Below are 16,653 nucleotides of genomic sequence, written 5' to 3'. Positions count from 1 at the left end.
CGGAGTGCGCCGCCCGAGCCGCGCCCGCGTCGAGGAGCCACGGAGATCCGGCGTCGACGAGGGTCTGCGGCGGGTCAGCGCAGCGTCTTGCGCGCCGAGATCTGGCCGGTGTCGAAGCCGAGCAGGTGCAGGCCGCCGTGGAAGCGGGCGTGCTCGACCTTGATGCAGCGGTCCATCACGACGGTCAGGCCCTTCGACTCGCCGTACTCGGCCGCCTCCTGGTTCCAGATCCCCAGCTGCACCCAGACCGTGGGCGCGCCGACGGCGAGGACGTCGTCGATCACGGCGGGGATGTCGCTCGCCTTGCGGAACACGTCGACGATGTCGGGCACGACCGGGAGCTCGGCGAGACTGCGGTAGACCGGCTGCCCCAGGATCTCGGTGGCGTTCGGGTTCACGAAGTAGAGCTCGTAGTCGCTCGACTGCTGCAGGTAGGTGGCGACGAAGTAGGAGGAGCGGGCCGGGTTCGGCGAGGCGCCGACGATCGCCACGGTCTTCGCGCGGCGGAGGATGTCGAGTCGCCTGCGGGCGTCGGGGCCCACCCAGGTGCGCTGCGAGCGGAGCATCTTCGCCAGCGGCGAGTTCGCCGGGACCGAGCAGCTCAGCCCGTTGGACAGCTGGACGACCGTGTCGGCGGTGTCGGTGGTGCTCATGCTCAGACCTCCACGGCCGGGGTGTGCAGGGTGGTGGTCGTGTCCTCGGGGAGCTCGGTCGGAGCGTCGGGGGTGCCGTGCTCCTCGACCGCGCGGGCGAGCGCCTGGTCGAGATCGTAGATGATGTCGTCCGCGTCCTCGATGCCGACGGAGAGGCGGACGAGTCCGGGGAGGACGCCCGCGTGGAGGAGCTGGTCCTCGGTGAGCTGGGCGTGGGTGGTCGAGGCGGGGTGGATCACCAGCGTCTTGGCGTCGCCGATGTTGGCGAGGTGGCTGGCGAGGTCGACCGATTCGATGAAGGTCTGGCCGACGGCGCGGCCGCCCTTGACCACGAAGCTGAAGACCGAGCCCGGTCCCTTCGGCAGGTACTTCTGCGCGCGGTCGTGGTGCGGGTGCGCGGGCAGCCCGGCCCAGTAGACCGCCTCGATGCGGGGGTCGGCGTCGAGCCACTCGGCGACGCGGCGCGCGTTGTCGACGTGCGCCTGGATCCGGTACGGCAGCGTCTCGACGCCCTGGGCGAGCAGGAACGCGGAGTGCGGAGCGAGGACCGGCCCGATGTCGCGCAGCTGCTCCGCGCGCAGGCGCGTGAGGAAGCCGTACTCCCCGAAGTTGCCGTCCCACGACAGGTCTCCGTAGGAGGCGACCGGGTCGTGCAGCAGCGGGAACTTCTCGGGGGAGTAGTGGAAGCGCCCCGACTCGACGACGACGCCGCCGAGCGTGGTGCCGTGTCCGCCGAGGAACTTGGTGGCCGAGTGGATGACGATGTCGGCGCCCCACTCGATCGGGCGGACGAGGTAGGGCGTGGCGACCGTGGAGTCGATGATCAGCGGGATGCCGGCGGCGTGCGCGACCGCGGCGAGGCCCTCGATGTCGGCGATCTCGCCGGAGGGGTTCGCGATCGTCTCGGCGTAGAGCACCTTGGTCTTCTCGGTGATCGCCGCCGCGTAGTCGGCCGGGTCGCTCGAGCGGACGAAGGTGGTGTCCACTCCGAAACGGCGGAGCGTGACGTCGAGCTGGGTGATCGATCCGCCGTAGAGGTTGGCGGAGGACACCACGTGGTCGCCCGCGCCGACGAGCGCCGCGAAGGTGATGAACTGCGCCGAGAGCCCGGAGGCCGTGGCGACGGCGCCGAGGCCGCCCTCGAGGCTCGCGACGCGCTCCTCGAAGGAGGCGACCGTGGGGTTCGACAGGCGCGAGTAGACGTTGCCGTACTTCTGCAGCGCGAAGCGGGCCGCGGCGTCGGAGGTGTCGTCGAAGACGAAGGCGCTGGTCTGGTAGATCGGCAGAGCGCGGGCGCCCGTCACCGCGTCGGGGATGTTGCCCGCGTGGATCGCACGCGTCTTGAAGCCGTACTCACGATCTGCCATGCGATCGACGCTAGCGGGAGCCGCGGACACCGCCGCGCCGGAGCGACGCATCGCGTAACAGAGCGGCCCCGCAGTGCAGAGCGACCGTGCGCGACAGAGCGGTCGAGCGGATCGGAGCGCCGATCAGAGCGCCAGCTGCACCGCGGCCAGTCCCATCGCCGCGATCGCCGCCCACGACACCAGGGCGACGAGGAGAGCACGCCACCCCGTCGTCACGAGCGCGCGCACCCGGACGGCGCTGCCGAGCGCGAAGAGGGCCGCGGCGAGGAGCCAGGTCTGCGCGGTGTCGGCGGCGGCGAGCAGTCCCTCCGGCAGGGGGAGGAGCGTGCGCAGCAGCACCGCGGCGAGGAACCCGACCACGAACAGCGGCACGATCGCCGGGCGCGTCCCGCCGGTCCCGCCTCGGCGCCTCGTGACCGCCGCCGCCACCGCGACCATCGGCGCCAGCATGACCACTCGGGTGAGCTTCACCACGACCGCGACGGCCAGCGCCGACGCTCCCGCCACCTGGGCCGTCGCCACGACCTGGCCCACGTCGTGGACCGAGGCGCCGACCCAGTGCCCGAACTGCACGTCGGAGAGCCCGAGCGGCTGCTGCAGTGCGGGGAGCACTGCGATCGCGAGCGTGCCGCAGAGCGTCACCAGCGCGACCGGCGTCGCCTGCTCCTGCTCCTTCGCCCGGGTCGCTCCGGCCATCGCGCCGATCGCGGAGGCCCCGCAGATCGAGAAGCCCGCCGCGAGCAGCAGCGGCTCCTGCCCGGGCAGCCGGAGCGCCCGGCCCAGCGCCCAGGTCAGGCCGAAGGTGGCCAGGACGATCCCGACGACGACCAGGATCGCGCCCCAGCCCAGCGCAGCGATGTCGATCAGAGAGAGCTTCAGCCCGAGCAGGACGATGCCGGCGCGCATCAGCGAGCGGGACGAGAACTTCAGGCCCGGCGCCAGCGCCCCGCTCAGCAGGGGGCGCGCCGCGGGCAGCTGCGCCACGAGGATCCCGAGCGCGACCGCCGCGGTCAGCATCGGCACTGCCGGCACCGTCGCGTGCAGCAGGGCCGCGATCACCGCCGCGACGGCGCAGGCCGCGACTCCCGGGCCCAGCCGCCGGATCATACCCACGAGGGCAGCCACATGTGGGCCTGCCAGAAGGGGAAGGACGTCTGCGCGCCGATCCAGAGCGGCAGGAAGTAGGCCGTCAGCGCGGCCGCCGCCACCGCGAAGACGAGCACCACGAGGACGCCCCGGGTGCGCCGCCTCCGCTCGTCGCCCGGACTCCCGATCACGATCCCGGCCGTCAGCGCCAGTGCCAGCATCATGTAGGGCTCGAAGACGACGCAGTAGAACTGGAACACCGTGCGGTCGAGGTAGAGGAGCCACGGCAGGTAGCCCGCGACGATCCCCATCAGCACGAAGCCGGCGCGCCACTCGCGGTACCGCGCGAGACGGTAGAGGAGGTACACCAGCGCCAGGACCCCGGCGTACCAGATGAGCGGATTGGCGACCGAGGTGATCGCCTCGTCGCAGCGTGCTGCGGTGCAGCCGTCGACGCCCGTCGCCTGGTCGACGAAGTACATGCTGGTCGGTCGGAGCATGAGCAGCCAGGTGAGCGGGTTCGCCTCGTAGGGGTGCGAGGCCCGCAGGTTGATCGAGTAGTCGTACATCTGCACGTGGTAGTGCCAGAGGCTCTGCGCCCAGTCCGGCACCCACGCCAGAGCCCCGGTCCAGGCGTTGCCGGGGGCCTCCGACGCCCACTGCCGGGCCCATCCGCCGGAGGTGCGCAGCCAGCCCGTCCAGGTGACGAGGTAGGCGATCAGGGCGATCGGCACGACCAGGAGGAAGGTGACCGGACCCTGCTTGAGGATCGCGCCGCTGCCCCAGAACGGCACGCCCGCGCGGCGCCGCATCAGCGCGTCGACGACCACCGCGTACACGCCGTACGCCGCGAGGAAGTAGACGCCCGTCCACTTCACGCCCGCGGCCAGGCCGAAGAGCACGCCGGCCGCGAGCAGCCAGGGCCGCCACCACAGGACCGGCCCCCAGCTCGGCAGCGCTCCCGCCGCCACCTTCCGCGCCAGCTGCAGGTCGGCCCAGCGCCGGTCCAGCAGCACCGCCGCGACCCCGCAGAGCGCGACGAACATCAGGATCCCGTCCAGGAGCGACACCCGCGACATCACGATCGCGTGGCCGTCGAGCGCGAGCATCAGCCCCGCGAAGGAGGAGAGGAGGGTGGAGCGGAACAGGAGGCGGCCGATCACGATCACCAGCGCGACGGCGAGGATCCCCACGACGGCGGTCGCGACGCGCCAGCCGACGCTGTCGTCCGCGCCGAACACGCCCATCCCGAGCCCGATGATCCACTTGCCCAGCGGCGGATGCACCACGAAGGACGGCGCCCCCGTGAAGGTGTCCACGTCGCCGGCCGCGAAGCCGGGGTCCGGGTTCTCGGGCCAGGCGCCCTCGAACCCGAGGTTCCAGAGGGTCCAGGCGTCCTTCACGTAGAAGGTCTCGTCGAACACGAGCGAGCGCGGGTGGCCGAGGTTCCACAGCCGCAGTACCGCGGCCAGTGCGACCACCAGCAGCGGCAGTCCGAGCTCGTACAGCCGGCGGCGCGCGGGGGAGGCGACGAGCCGGGTGTGCAGGTCGTCGAACCGGGAGCCGCGCGGCACGTCCGGGAGCGGGGTGCGCTCGCGCGGTGCGGACGCCTCGGCGGGCTCCACCGGGACCGAGCGCGCCGATCCCGCCGCGTCCAGGAGCAGGTCGTCGAAGTCGCGCTGCGGTCGGTCCGTCACCCGGCCATGCTAACGGGGCGCCTCCTCCCGGGACGGCGGCGATCCGCGGCGGGAGGCCCCGGACCCGGCCTGGGAGACTGGCGGCATGATCATCCTCGCCGGCACTCCCATCGGAAACCTCGGCGACGCCTCCCGCCGGCTCGTGGAGGCGCTGGGCTCCGCCCGCCACGTCGCCGCCGAGGACACGCGCGTGACCATCCAGCTGATGCGCGCCCTGGGCGTCGAGAACCGGCCCGCCCTCTACGCCCTGCACGACCACAACGAGCGCGAGCGCGCCGCCGAGCTGGTGGAGCTGGCCCGCGAGGAGGACCTGCTCGTGCTGAGCGATGCTGGCATGCCCACGGTCTCGGACCCGGGCTACCACCTGGTCGAGGCGGCGGTGGCGGCGGGAGTCGCGGTCACCGCGCTGCCCGGTCCCTCGGCGGTGCTCATGGCGCTCGCCGTGTCCGGGCTCCCGACGGACCGCTTCAGCTTCGAGGGGTTCCTGCCCCGCCGGCACGGCGAGCGGGTCTCGACCTTCCGGGCGCTCGTCGACGAGCGGCGCACCATGGTCTTCTTCGAGTCCCCGCACCGGATCGGCGACGCGCTCGCCGACCTGGTCGAGGCGATGGGCCCGGAGCGGCGCGTCGTCGTCTGCCGCGAGCTCACCAAGATGTTCGAGGAGGTCCGGCGCGGCACGGCGGCCGAGCTGGCCGAGTGGGCCGCCGACGGCCTGCGCGGCGAGATCTGCCTGGTCGTCGAGGGAGCCCCCGCGCGGGAGGCGTCGCTCGAGGACGCGCTGGCCGACGTGCTGGCCCGCGTCGAGGCCGGATCGCGGCTCAAGGAGGCGTCGGCCGAGGTCGCCGAGATCACCGGGCTCTCCCGCCGCGCGCTCTACGAGGCGGCGCTCGCCTCCCGCCGCGGCTGAGGCTCCCTCCCCGGCGGCGATCGCGGCCGGTCGTCCACAGCGTCCGTCACACGCCGGGAGCGGTGCCGCGCGGTGAATAGGATGGTCGCCATGTCCGACGGCGCCTCCTTCTACCTCACGACCCCGATCTTCTACGTGAACGACGTCCCGCACATCGGGCACGCGTACACCGAGGTCGCCGCCGACGTGCTCACCCGCTGGCACCGCCAGGCGGGCGACGACACCTGGCTGCTGACCGGCACCGACGAGCACGGACAGAAGATCCTCCGCACCGCCACCGCCAACGGCACGACCCCCCAGGAGTGGGCCGACCGCCTCGTGAGGACCGCCTGGCAGCCGCTGCTCGAGACCATCGACATCGCCAACGACGACTTCATCCGCACCACGGACGCGCGGCACGAGGTCAACGTCCAGAAGTTCCTGCAGAAGCTGTACGACGAGGACGCGATCTACACCGGCGAGTACGAGGGCTACTACTGCGTGGGCTGCGAGGAGTACAAGCAGCTGTCCGACCTCGAGGAGGGCACCGGCGACTACGCCGGCCAGTACGTCTGCAAGATCCACTCGAAGCCGGTCGAGCTGCTGAAGGAGAAGAACTACTTCTTCAAGATGAGCGAGTACACCGAGCGGCTGCTCGCGCTCTACGAGGAGCGTCCCGACTTCGTCCAGCCCGAGTCGGCGCGCAACGAGGTCGTGAGCTTCGTCCGCCAGGGCCTGGCCGACCTGTCGATCTCCCGCTCCAGCTTCGACTGGGGCGTGAAGGTCCCGTGGGACGACTCGCACGTGGTCTACGTCTGGTTCGACGCGCTGCTCAACTACATCACCGCGGTCGGCTACGGCCAGGACGAGGCGGAGTTCGAGCGCCGCTGGCCCGCGACCCACATCGTCGGCAAGGACATCCTGCGCTTCCACGCGGTGATCTGGCCCGCCATGCTCATGGCCGCGGGCCTCGAGGTCCCCCGGCAGGTGTTCGGCCACGGCTGGCTGCTGGTCGGCGGCGAGAAGATGTCGAAGTCGAAGCTCACCGGCATCGCGCCCGAGCAGATCACCGACACCTTCGGCTCCGACGCCTTCCGCTACTACTTCCTCCGGGCCATCACCTTCGGCCAGGACGGCTCGTTCTCGTGGGAGGACCTGTCGGCGCGATACCAGTCCGAGCTCGCGAACGGCTTCGGCAACCTCGCCTCGCGGGTCGTCGCGATGCTGCACCGCTACTACGACGGCGTCGTGCCTGCGCCGGGCGAGCCGACCGAGGCGGAGGAGCGCGTGCAGCGCATCGTCGCCGAGGCCGCCGCGTCGGCCGACCGGTCGATCGACGCGCTCGCGATCCACGATGCGATCACCGCCGTGTGGAGCATCGTCGAGGAGCTCAACGGCTACATCACCGAGCAGGAGCCGTGGGCACTCGCCAAGCGCGAGGAGCGCGAGCGCCTCGGCACGGTGCTCTACACCGCGACGGAGGGGCTCCGCGCCCTGGCCGTGCTGCTCTCGCCGGTCGTGCCGCGCGCGACGGCGTCCCTCTGGGAGGCGCTCGGCGTGACGGAGTCGCTCGGCGCCCTCACCGCGCAGCCGATCCGCGAGGCGGGCCGGTGGGGGGTCCTCCCCGTCGGCACGACCGTCGGGACGCTCGCCGCGCTCTTCCCGCGCATCGAGGCTCCCGCGTCCTGACGGCCGCGCCTCGACCCGTGGACGGAGCAGTCGCGCGGCCTGGAGTCGCCGACGGAGGATCCGCAGGAGAGTGCCCGATGACCGCGATCCGAACGCGAGGGGCCGGGTGCGAGCGGTCCTCCGCTCCGGGGACGGCGGGGCGCTGATGACGCGCGAGGTCCTCGACGCTCTCGAGCAGGCGGCCGAGCTCACCCGGCGCCACGTCGGGCACCCGGAGCGCGCCGCCGCGCTCGCCCTGCGCCTGCACCGGGTGACCGCTCCGACCGAGCTCGTCTACACCCGGTTCCCGCCGACCCTCAGCCTGGTGCTGGCCGGCCGGAAGCGCTCGGTGGTCGGCGACTCCGACGAGCGGTGGGGCGCCGGCCGCTTCCTGATCACCCCCGTCGATCTGCCGGTGGTCGCGGCCGTCGTGGAGACCGGCGACCGCGGCGACTTCCTGTCGGCCAACTGGCGTCTCGACCCGCTCGTGGTGGCCGAGATCGCGGCGCTCGCCCCCCGGACGGCCCCGCGGGCTCCCGCCCCGCGGATCGGCACGGTCACGGAGGAGATGGCCGACTCGCTGCGCCGACTCTTCCGTCTGCTCGACGCCCCCGCCGACATCCCGGTGCTGGCCCCCGCGATCACGCGCGAGCTCGTGCTGCGGCTGCTGCAGACGGACCAGGCGCCCCGGCTGCTGGCCGCGTCCAGCACCGTCCGCTCGGAGGCCGTCTCCCGTGCGGTCGAGGCGATGAGCGCGTCGCTCTCGCGCGGCTGGACCCTCGGCGCGCTCGCCGCGGAGGCGGGCACCAGCGTGCCCACGCTCACCCGCCGCTTCCGCGAGCTGACCGGGATGTCGCCGCTGGGCTACCTGCGGCGGCTCCGCCTGGGGGAGGCCAGGAGACTGCTCCTGGTCCGGGGCGACACCGCCGCGCAGGCCGCGGCCGCGGTCGGCTACGCGAGCGCGTCGCACTTCGGGCGCGACTACCGCCGCGCCTACGAGACGACCCCCGCGGCCGACGCTGCGCTCCACCCCGGGCCGCTCGTCCAGATCCACTGAGCGGCGGGCGCTGTCGCGGGGACTCCGAGCGGCGCGTACCGCGGCGTCAGACGCGGGCGCCGACGATGCCTCCGTCGACGTCGAGCGTCGTGCCGTGGACGTACGAGGCCTCGTCCGAGACGAGCCAGCGCACGGCCAGGGCGATCTCGTCCGGACGTCCGGGCCGGCCGGCGGGGGCGGACGCGGTCATCTGCTCCAGGATCGCCGCGGCGTGCTCGTTGCCGGGCGTGAGAGTCGCGCCGGGCGCGACGGCGACCACGCGCACGCCGCTCGGGCCGTACTCGGCCGCCCACGCCCGCGTGAGGTGCTCCAGCGCCGCCTTGGTCGCGGGGTAGAGCGCGGTTCCGGGCGTTCCCACCCGTCCCATCCACGAGGTGATGTTGACGACCACTCCGCTCCCGCGCTCGGCCATGGCCGGGGCGATCGCCGCGACGAGCTGGTGCGGCACGCGGATGTTCGTGGTGAGGAGGGACTCGACGTCGGCGTCGCTGAGGTCGGCGGTCGGCCCCACCGGGAACACTCCGGCGTTGTTGACGAGGACGTCGATCCGCCCGTCGAGGAGGGTCAGCGCCCGGGCGGCGACGGCGCGGGTCTCCTCCGGCGTGCCCGCGAGGTCGGCGACGAGCGCGGAGGCGGTGCCCCCGTCGGCGCGGATGCCGCGGACGGCGGACCCGACCCGCTCGGGGTCGCGTCCGTGCACGAGGACGTGAGCGCCGGCCCCGGCGAGGCGGCGGGCGATGGCCGCGCCGATCCCGCTCGAGGATCCGGTGACGAGGGCGTGGCGTCCGGCGAGGGAGCCGGATGCGGAAGGGGCGAGGAGCTCGGTGTCTGTCATGGCTCCAGCCTCCCGGCGGCGCGGGAGGCGGGCTGTCCCGATCCGATCGGGTGCTGACCCGATCCGCTCAGGGCGCCTCAGCGGCCGCCTCTCGGCCCTCGTCCACCCGGGACTCCGGCCCCCGCGAGCCCTCCCGGTAGCCTGGAGCGCATGACCGACAGCCAGCACGTCCGCTCCCGCGAGGCCTCGTCCGGCCGCGACCTGACGTACCCGCCGCTGCCCGAGGCGCTCGTCGTCCCCGTCTACGACAACCACACGCACCTCGAGATCGCCGACGGCCTCGAGCCGCTCGACCACCGCGAGCAGCTCGACCGGGCCTCCACCGTCGGGGTCCGCGGCGTCGTCCAGGTCGGCACGGACGTCGAGACGAGCCGCTGGTCGGCCGAGCAGGCGGCGAGCGAGCCGCGCATGCTGGCCGCCGTCGCGATCCACCCCAACGAGGCGCCCGAGCTGGAGCAGCGCGGCGAGCTCGACGCCGCCCTCGCCGTGATCGCCGAGCTGGCGGAGCAGCCGCGGGTGCGCGCCATCGGCGAGACCGGGCTCGACTTCTTCCGCACCGGCGAGAGCGGCCGCGCCGCGCAGTTCCGCTCCTTCGAGGAGCACATCCGCATCGCGAAGGAGCACGACCTCGCGCTGCAGATCCACGACCGCGACGCGCACCGCGAGGTCATCGAGACCCTGCGCCGCGTCGGCGCCCCCGAGCGCACCGTCTTCCACTGCTTCTCCGGGGACGCGGAGATGGCGCGGATGTGCACGGACGAGGGCTGGTACCTCTCCTTCGCCGGCACCGTGACGTTCAAGAACGCCGAGCCGCTGCGGGAGGCGCTCGTCGCGACTCCTCGGCACCTCATCCTGGTCGAGACCGACGCGCCGTACCTCACTCCGTCGCCCTTCCGCGGCCGCCCGAACGCGCCCTACCTCCTCCCGCACACCCTGCGCTCGATGGCCGCGACCCTCGAGACCGACGTCGGCCACCTGGCCGCGACGATCGCCTCGAACACGGAGGCCGTGTACGGCGAGTGGGGCGGCGAGGTCGGCTCCGAGCCGACGGAGCCGGTCGGACCCCTCGCATGAGCGGCCGCCACGCCGCCGAGCCGACGGCCGCCGCGATCCCGCGCCTGCTGGGCCCGGCCGAGATCCGCGACCTCGCCGGCCTCCTCGACGTCACGCCGACCAAGAAGCTCGGCCAGAACTTCGTGCACGACGCCAACACGGTCCGCCGCATCGTCAAGCTCGCTCGGGTGCGCCCGGGGGAGACCGTCGTCGAGATCGGCCCCGGCCTCGGATCGCTGACCCTCGGCCTGCTCGAGGCGGGCGCGCAGGTCGTGGCCGTCGAGATCGACGGGCGCCTCGCCGAGCAGCTGCCGCGCACCGTCGAGCTGATGGCGCCGGGCGCCGATCTCGCGGTCGTGCACGCCGACGCGATGAAGGTGCTCGACCTGCCGGGGGATCCGGTCCGGCTCGTCGCCAACCTCCCGTACAACATCTCGGTGCCGGTGCTCCTGCACTTCCTCGAGCACTTCGCCAGCATCCGGTCCGGAGTGGTGATGGTGCAGTCCGAGGTCGGGCACCGGCTCGCCGCCGGTCCCGGCTCCAAGGTCTACGGCGGCCCGAGCGTCAAGGCGGCGTGGTTCGGCTCCTGGACGACGGGCGGCGCGGTCTCGCGTCAGATCTTCTGGCCGGTGCCGAACGTCGACAGCGTGCTCGTCGCGTTCGACCGCGGCGAGGAGCCGGGCGACGAGACCCTGCGCCGCGCCGTCTTCGCGGTCGTCGACGCGGCGTTCGCGCAGCGGAGGAAGATGCTCCGCCAGTCGCTCGCGACCCTCTTCGGCGACAGCGCCGCGGCGATCGTCGCGCTCGAGCGGGCCGGCGTCCCGCAGACCGCGCGCGGCGAGGAGCTGGACGTCGCCGCCTTCGTCCGCCTGGGCCGCGAGCTCGATCCGGCGCGGGTCCCCGTGCGCGGCGCGGCGGTGCCCGACGGGTCGCCGGCGGAGACCGACGGGGACGACGCGGACGGCGACGGGGAGCCCGCCCCGGGTGCGGACGAGGGCGCCTCCGCCACCCTGTAGCGTGGATGCATGGCCCACCGCGCGACGTCGAACCGGGTCCACGCGCGGGCGCCCGGCAAGATCAACGTGTTCCTCAAGGTCGGCGCCGTGCGCGACGACGGGTACCACGAGCTGGCCACCGCGTTCCAGTCGCTCTCCCTCTACGAGGACGTGTTCGCGGAGGAGGCGGCCGACTTCTCGGTCTCCTTCTCGGGCTCGATCGACACCTCCCGCCTGGCCGTCGACGGCTCCAACCTCGCGATCAAGGCGGCTCGGGCGCTCGCCCGGGCGACCGGCTACCGCGGCGGCGTGCACCTCGAGATCGAGAAGAACGTCCCCATCGCCGGCGGCATGGGCGGCGGCTCGGCCGACGCGGCGGCGACCCTGCTCGCCTGCGACGCGCTCTGGGGCACGGCCTGCACGAGGGAGCAGCTGCTGGGCATCGCCGCGAGCCTCGGCGCCGACGTCCCCTTCTCCTTCACCGGCGGCACCGCGATCGGAGTCGGCCGAGGCGACGAGCTGAGCCCGGCGCTCGCCAAGGGCCGCTTCGAGTGGGTGCTGGTCCTCTCGGAGGAGGGCCTGTCGACCCCCGAGGTCTACAGCGAGCTCGACCGGCACCGCGAGCGCCACCTGCACGACTTCCGCCCGATCTCGGCGACCCCCACCATCGATCCGAACGTGCTGCAGGCCCTCCGCGCCGGCGACGCCGCCATGCTCGCCGACGCGATGCACAACGACCTCCAGGCGCCGGCGCTGCACCTGCAGCCAGGGCTCGCCCGCATCCTCGAGCTCGGCGAGGGCCGCGGAGCGCTCGGCGGCCTCGTCTCGGGGTCCGGACCGACCGTCGCGTTCCTCGCTCCGGACGCCGATGCGGCGGCCGACCTGCAGCGCGAGCTGAGCTCCGCGCGGCTGAGCGCCGTGCGGGTGTCCGGCCCGGTCCACGGGGCTCGCCTGCTCTCGACCTAGTCGCGGAGGCGGTGCCTCCGGAGCGGGGCTCGCGAGCCTCGCGCCCGGCGCCCTCCACAGACGGTCCGCAGAGAAGTTCCGACCTCGTGGCTTAGAGTGCCGCTCATGTCCCGCCGAGCCACCCTCTTCGCGATCCTCTCCGGGATCGTGGCCGCCGTCGTCGCCCTCGCGGCCGCCGAGGTCGTCGCGGTCTTCACCGGAGCGGGCGGCAGTCCGCTGGTCGCGGTCGGCGGCTTCGTCATCGACATCGTGCCCCCGGGCGTGAAGGACACGGTCATCGCGCTCTTCGGCACCGGCGACAAGCTCGTGCTGCTGGTCTCGATCGGCCTCGCGATCGCGCTGCTGGCCGTCGGCGCGGGAGTCCTCGAGTACCGCCGCCCGCCGTTCGGCGTGCTGCTGCTGGCCGTCGTCGCGGGCGCCGGTGCGCTCGCCGCCGTCAGCCGCGAGGGCGCGTCCGGGATCGACGCGGCGCCGAGCGTCGTGGGCATGGTGGCCGGTGCCGCGGTGCTCCGCTCGGCCTCCGTCCGCCTCCGCGGCTGGCAGGAGGAGCGCGAGAGCGACTCCCCGGACCGCCGGTCGTTCCTCCGCCTGGTCGGGATCGCCGGAGTCGCCGCGGTCGCCGCCGGCATCGGCGCCCGCTTCCTCACGTCCGCCTCCGCCGCCGTTACGGCCGTGCGCGAGGCCGTGTCCCTGCCGGCTCCCGCCTCGGCCGCCGCGCCCGTCCCGGCGGGCGCCGTGCTCGACGACATCGACGGCATCAGCTCCTACGTCACTCCCAACTCCTCGTTCTACCGGATCGACACCGCGCTCTCGGTGCCGTCGGTCGAGCCCGCCGACTGGTCGCTGAAGATCACCGGCATGGTGGAGGAGGAGATCGAGATCACCTGGGACGAGCTGCTGGCACTGCCGCTCGAGGAGCATCTGGTCACCCTGTCCTGCGTGTCCAACGAGGTCGGCGGCGACCTGATCGGCACCGCCCTCTGGCTGGGCTACCCGATCCGCGAGCTGCTGGCCCGCGCCCGGCCGACCGCCGGCGCCGACATGGTGCTCTCGCGGAGCATCGACGGCTTCACCGCCTCCAGCCCGCTCGACGTGCTGCAGGACGAGGACCGCGCGAGCCTGCTCGCCGTCGGGATGAACGGCGAGCCGCTCCCGGTCGAGCACGGCTTCCCCGTCCGGATGGTCGTCCCCGGCCTGTACGGATACGTCTCGGCGACGAAGTGGGTCGTCGAGCTGAAGGTCACGACCTTCGCGGAGGACCTGGCGTACTGGTCGACGCGCGGCTGGACCGAGCGCGGTCCGATCAAGATCGAGTCGCGGATCGATGTGCCGCGCCAGGGCCAGCCCGTCGAGGCGGGGACGGTCGCCGTGGCGGGAGTCGCCTGGGCGCCGCACACCGGCATCGCGAAGGTGGAGGTGCAGATCGACGGCGGCGCCTGGCAGGAGGCGCGCCTCGCCGAGCAGGTCACCGCGGACACGTGGATCCAGTGGGTCCTCGAGTGGGACGCGACGGTCGGCGACCACGTCGTGACCGTGCGCGCCACCGACGCGGACGGCACGGTGCAGACCACGGTCGAGCGCCCGCCCGCTCCCGACGGTGCCACGGGACTGCACCGCCGCTCGGTGTCCGTCTCGGAGCCGGCAGCCGCGGGCTGAGGTCCGGGGGCCGCGACCCGGCCGCACTGTGATCGACCCGCGGCGGACCGCTCAGGCGGCACCGCCTAGGCTGGATCCCTATGGCACATCTGCTGGGCGCCGAGGCGCTGCGACTCGAGTACCCCACACGCGTGATCTTCGACGACGTCTCCCTGGGGATCGAGGAGGGCGACCGCATCGGGATCGTCGGACGCAACGGCGACGGCAAGTCGACCCTCCTGCGCCTGCTCGCGCAGCGCATCGAGCCGGACAGCGGCCGCGTCACGCACCGCCGCGGCGTCACGCTCGGGATGCTCGACCAGGCCGACACGGTCGATGAGGACCTCACCGTCGCCCAGGCCGTCGTCGGCGGGCTCCAGGAGCACGAGTGGGCGGGCGACGCGCGCACCCGAGACGTGATCGCGGGCCTGCTGCGCGACGTCCCCTGGGACGGAGTGGTCGGCTCCCTCTCGGGCGGGCAGCGGCGCCGGGTCGCCCTCGCGAAGCTGCTCGTCGGCGACTGGGACGTCGTCTTCCTCGACGAGCCCACCAACCACCTCGACGTCGAGGGCATCGCCTGGCTCGCCGAGCACCTCAAGCGCCGCTGGGCGGCGTCGTCGGGCGGGCTCGCGGTCGTCACCCACGACCGGTGGTTCCTCGACGAGATCTGCACCGCCACCTGGGAGGTGCACGACCGTCTCGTCGAGCCGTTCGAGGGCGGGTACGCGGCGTACATCCTGCAGCGCGTCGAGCGCGACCGGATGGCCTCGACCATGGAGGCCAAGCGCCAGAACCTGATGAAGAAGGAGCTCGCCTGGCTCCGCCGCGGCGCCCCCGCCCGCACGGCGAAGCCCAAGTTCCGGATCGACGCCGCGAACCAGCTGATCGAGGACGAGCCCCCGGTGCGCGACTCGGTCTCGCTCTCGCAGCTCGCCGTCTCGCGCCTGGGCAAGGACGTCGTCGACCTGCTCGACGTCACCGTCCGCTACGGCGAGCGGACCGTCCTCAACCGCATCGAGTGGCGGATCGCGCCCGGCGAGCGCACCGGCATCCTGGGCGTGAACGGCGCCGGCAAGTCGACCCTCCTCGGCCTGGTCGCGGGCAGCGTGGAGCCGACGAGCGGCCGGGTGAAGCGCGGCACCACCGTGCGCGTCGCGATCCTCGACCAGCAGCTGCGCGAGCTGACCGGGGTCCAGCACCGGCCCGTCCGCGAGATCATCGCGGAGCAGCGCACCAGCTACTCCATCGGCGGCAAGGAGATGACTCCGGGCCAGCTGCTCGAGCGCCTCGGCTTCTCGAGCGCGCAGCTCTCGACGCCGGTGAAGGACCTCTCGGGCGGTCAGCGCCGGAGGCTCCAGCTCCTGCTCATCCTGCTCAGCGAGCCCAACGTGCTGATCCTCGACGAGCCGACCAACGACCTCGACACCGACATGCTCGCCGCGATCGAGGACCTGCTCGACTCCTGGCCGGGCACCCTCCTCGTCGTCTCGCACGACCGGTACCTGCTCGAGCGCGTCACCGACCAGCAGTACGCCGTGATGGACGGCGCGTTCCGCCACCTGCCCGGCGGCGTCGAGCAGTACCTCGACCTGCGCCGCGCGCTCGAGAAGGGTGCGCCCGCGGCGGCGTCGTCGGGCTCCTCCTCCGCCGCGCCGGCGTCGAGCGGACTCGCGGGGGCCGAGCGCCGCACCGCGGAGAAGGAGGTGTCGGCGATCGACCGGCGCCTGCACAAGCTCACGCAGCTGACGAAGACCGTGCACGAGAAGATGGCGACGCACGACCAGGACGACTACGACGGCATCCTGGCGCTCAACGCCTCGCTCCGAGCCTACGAGGACGAGGCGGCCGAGCTCGAGCTGCGCTGGCTGGAGCTCTCGGAGCAGCTCGAGGGCTGACGCCGCTCTCCTCCGCGGCACCGGCAGCTGTCCCGTACCGCGTGGGCGGGCCGCCGTCGCGGGCCCGGGGCGACCGGCTCAGCCGAAGTCGAGGGAGAGCTTTCTGAGGAGCTGCGCCAGCCGCTCCTGCTGCGCGTGGGTGAGCGCGCCGAGCAGCTCCTGCTCCGCGTCGACCAGGCGGGTGATCGCCGCGTCGACCCGGGCGAGCCCCGACGGCGTCATCTGCACCAGCACGCCGCGCCCGTCGTTCGGGTCGTCGAGGCGCTCGACCAGGTCGCGCTCGACCAGCCGGTCGATGCGGTTGGTCATGGTGCCGCTGGTGACCATGGTCGCCTGGAGGAGCTGCTTGGGGCTCATCCGGTACGGCGCGCCCGCGCGCCGCAGGGCCGAGAGCACGTCGAACTCCCACGTCTCGAGCTCCGACCGGCCGAAGGCGCTGCCGCGCGCGCGCTCGAGCTGCTTGGCCAGCCGGCGCATCCGCGAGAAGACCTGGAGCGGCGTGAAATCGAGATCGGGCCGCTCCCGGACCCAGGCGTCGACGATCCCGTCGACCTCGTCATTCGCACTCACCCGTCCATTGTGGCGGCTGCGCGGCTCGGGCGACGCCGGGAGGCGGACGGGCCCGGGAGGCGGACGGGCCGGGAGGCGGACGGCCGGGAGGCGGGGGCCTCCCGGGCCGCCGTCGCCCGCCCGAGCGGCGGCCGCCCGCGCCCGAGGCGGGGCCGGGGGCGCGGGGATGGCAGGATGGACGGCGCGCGATCGCGCGGTCCGCCATGGTGTAACGGCAGCACGGCAGCCTTTGGAGCTGTCCGGTCCAGGTTCGAATCCTGGTGGCGGAGCGGCACCAGGACGGTGCGCTC

At 73.4% G+C, this 16,653-nt stretch carries 14 protein-coding genes and 1 tRNA gene; 9 read left to right on the top strand and 6 right to left on the bottom strand.

Annotated elements, in window-relative coordinates; translation table 11 throughout:
• Positions 1-74: 74 nt before the first annotated feature.
• The 4 genes from C5C37_RS01200 to C5C37_RS01185 form a co-directional block, all read right to left on the bottom strand.
• Entirely contained in the window at positions 75-653 is a 579-nt protein-coding gene (locus C5C37_RS01200) for a CoA-binding protein (RefSeq protein WP_104237688.1), read from the bottom strand.
• Positions 654-655: 2 nt separating this feature from the next.
• Complete coding sequence (locus C5C37_RS01195) at positions 656-2,020, bottom strand: O-acetylhomoserine aminocarboxypropyltransferase/cysteine synthase family protein (protein WP_104226921.1); 1,365 nt, start codon at positions 2,018-2,020, stop codon at positions 656-658.
• A 123-nt stretch (positions 2,021-2,143) separates the two neighbouring features.
• The gene (locus C5C37_RS01190; protein WP_104226922.1) at positions 2,144-3,127 is read right to left on the bottom strand and encodes a YeiH family protein; all 984 of its coding nucleotides are present in this window, start codon (positions 3,125-3,127) and stop codon (positions 2,144-2,146) included.
• The gene (locus C5C37_RS01185) at positions 3,124-4,803 is read right to left on the bottom strand and encodes a dolichyl-phosphate-mannose--protein mannosyltransferase (protein ID WP_258067634.1); all 1,680 of its coding nucleotides are present in this window, start codon (positions 4,801-4,803) and stop codon (positions 3,124-3,126) included. The genes C5C37_RS01190 and C5C37_RS01185 overlap by 4 nt, the downstream gene beginning before the upstream one ends.
• Positions 4,804-4,888: 85 nt before the next feature.
• On the opposite strand from C5C37_RS01185, the gene rsmI reads away from it, so the two are divergent.
• From rsmI to C5C37_RS01170, 3 genes are all read left to right on the top strand, one after another.
• Complete coding sequence (gene rsmI, locus C5C37_RS01180) at positions 4,889-5,710, top strand: 16S rRNA (cytidine(1402)-2'-O)-methyltransferase (protein WP_104226923.1); 822 nt, start codon at positions 4,889-4,891, stop codon at positions 5,708-5,710.
• Positions 5,711-5,800: 90 nt separating this feature from the next.
• Positions 5,801-7,378, top strand: coding sequence for a methionine--tRNA ligase (metG, locus tag C5C37_RS01175; protein WP_104226924.1), 1,578 nt, complete (start codon positions 5,801-5,803; stop codon positions 7,376-7,378).
• Between the two features lie 70 nt (positions 7,379-7,448).
• Positions 7,449-8,414, top strand: coding sequence for an AraC family transcriptional regulator (locus C5C37_RS01170; protein ID WP_258073994.1), 966 nt, complete (start codon positions 7,449-7,451; stop codon positions 8,412-8,414).
• A gap of 46 nt (positions 8,415-8,460) precedes the next feature.
• On the opposite strand, the gene C5C37_RS01165 is transcribed toward C5C37_RS01170, so the two are convergent.
• Positions 8,461-9,249, bottom strand: coding sequence for an SDR family NAD(P)-dependent oxidoreductase (locus tag C5C37_RS01165; protein WP_104338290.1), 789 nt, complete (start codon positions 9,247-9,249; stop codon positions 8,461-8,463).
• A gap of 150 nt (positions 9,250-9,399) precedes the next feature.
• Here C5C37_RS01165 and C5C37_RS01160 point away from each other — a divergent pair, with 150 nt between their 5' ends.
• The 5 genes from C5C37_RS01160 (at position 9,400) to C5C37_RS01140 (ending at position 15,793) form a co-directional block, all read left to right on the top strand.
• Positions 9,400-10,323: a TatD family hydrolase gene (locus C5C37_RS01160; RefSeq protein ID WP_104222332.1), complete on the top strand. Its 924-nt coding sequence runs from the start codon at positions 9,400-9,402 to the stop codon at positions 10,321-10,323.
• Entirely contained in the window at positions 10,320-11,318 is a 999-nt protein-coding gene (gene rsmA / locus C5C37_RS01155) for a 16S rRNA (adenine(1518)-N(6)/adenine(1519)-N(6))-dimethyltransferase RsmA (RefSeq protein WP_181127341.1), read from the top strand. The genes C5C37_RS01160 and rsmA overlap by 4 nt, the downstream gene beginning before the upstream one ends.
• 9 nt (positions 11,319-11,327) lie before the next feature.
• Complete coding sequence (locus C5C37_RS01150) at positions 11,328-12,263, top strand: 4-(cytidine 5'-diphospho)-2-C-methyl-D-erythritol kinase (protein WP_104268899.1); 936 nt, start codon at positions 11,328-11,330, stop codon at positions 12,261-12,263.
• Positions 12,264-12,368: 105 nt separating this feature from the next.
• Positions 12,369-13,919 carry a molybdopterin-dependent oxidoreductase gene (locus C5C37_RS01145; RefSeq protein WP_104222336.1) on the top strand — a complete coding sequence of 517 codons (1,551 nt, stop codon included), beginning with the start codon at positions 12,369-12,371 and terminating at the stop codon, positions 13,917-13,919.
• 80 nt (positions 13,920-13,999) lie between these two features.
• On the top strand, positions 14,000-15,793 hold the full coding sequence (locus C5C37_RS01140; protein WP_104222338.1) for an ABC-F family ATP-binding cassette domain-containing protein: 1,794 nt from the start codon (positions 14,000-14,002) through the stop codon (positions 15,791-15,793).
• 78 nt (positions 15,794-15,871) lie between these two features.
• Here the strand turns inward: C5C37_RS01140 and C5C37_RS01135 are convergent, their stop codons facing one another.
• Positions 15,872-16,363 carry a MarR family winged helix-turn-helix transcriptional regulator gene (locus C5C37_RS01135; RefSeq protein ID WP_104222340.1) on the bottom strand — a complete coding sequence of 164 codons (492 nt, stop codon included), beginning with the start codon at positions 16,361-16,363 and terminating at the stop codon, positions 15,872-15,874.
• A gap of 197 nt (positions 16,364-16,560) precedes the next feature.
• On the opposite strand from C5C37_RS01135, the gene C5C37_RS01130 reads away from it, so the two are divergent.
• Positions 16,561-16,632 (top strand) — tRNA-Gln (locus tag C5C37_RS01130).
• Positions 16,633-16,653 lie beyond the last annotated feature (21 nt).

This window comes from Rathayibacter sp. AY1F9 (genome assembly GCF_002932155.1).
Classification (GTDB): Bacteria; Actinomycetota; Actinomycetes; order Actinomycetales; family Microbacteriaceae; genus Rathayibacter.
Note: the sequence above shows the minus strand (reverse complement) of the source record. Positions and strands in the feature narration are given on the sequence as shown.

Excerpts from the sequence above, each read along its gene's own strand:
- C5C37_RS01200 (WP_104237688.1), bottom strand. The coding sequence starts at position 653 with ATGAGCACCACCGACACCGCCGACACGGTCGTCCAGCTGTCCAACGGG.
- C5C37_RS01195 (WP_104226921.1), bottom strand. The coding sequence starts at position 2,020 with ATGGCAGATCGTGAGTACGGCTTCAAGACGCGTGCGATCCACGCGGGC.
- C5C37_RS01190 (WP_104226922.1), bottom strand. The coding sequence starts at position 3,127 with ATGATCCGGCGGCTGGGCCCGGGAGTCGCGGCCTGCGCCGTCGCGGCG.
- rsmI (WP_104226923.1), top strand. The coding sequence starts at position 4,889 with ATGATCATCCTCGCCGGCACTCCCATCGGAAACCTCGGCGACGCCTCC.
- metG (WP_104226924.1), top strand. The coding sequence starts at position 5,801 with ATGTCCGACGGCGCCTCCTTCTACCTCACGACCCCGATCTTCTACGTG.
- C5C37_RS01165 (WP_104338290.1), bottom strand. The coding sequence starts at position 9,249 with ATGACAGACACCGAGCTCCTCGCCCCTTCCGCATCCGGCTCCCTCGCC.
- C5C37_RS01160 (WP_104222332.1), top strand. The coding sequence starts at position 9,400 with ATGACCGACAGCCAGCACGTCCGCTCCCGCGAGGCCTCGTCCGGCCGC.
- rsmA (WP_181127341.1), top strand. The coding sequence starts at position 10,320 with ATGAGCGGCCGCCACGCCGCCGAGCCGACGGCCGCCGCGATCCCGCGC.
- C5C37_RS01150 (WP_104268899.1), top strand. The coding sequence starts at position 11,328 with ATGGCCCACCGCGCGACGTCGAACCGGGTCCACGCGCGGGCGCCCGGC.
- C5C37_RS01145 (WP_104222336.1), top strand. The coding sequence starts at position 12,369 with ATGTCCCGCCGAGCCACCCTCTTCGCGATCCTCTCCGGGATCGTGGCC.
- C5C37_RS01140 (WP_104222338.1), top strand. The coding sequence starts at position 14,000 with ATGGCACATCTGCTGGGCGCCGAGGCGCTGCGACTCGAGTACCCCACA.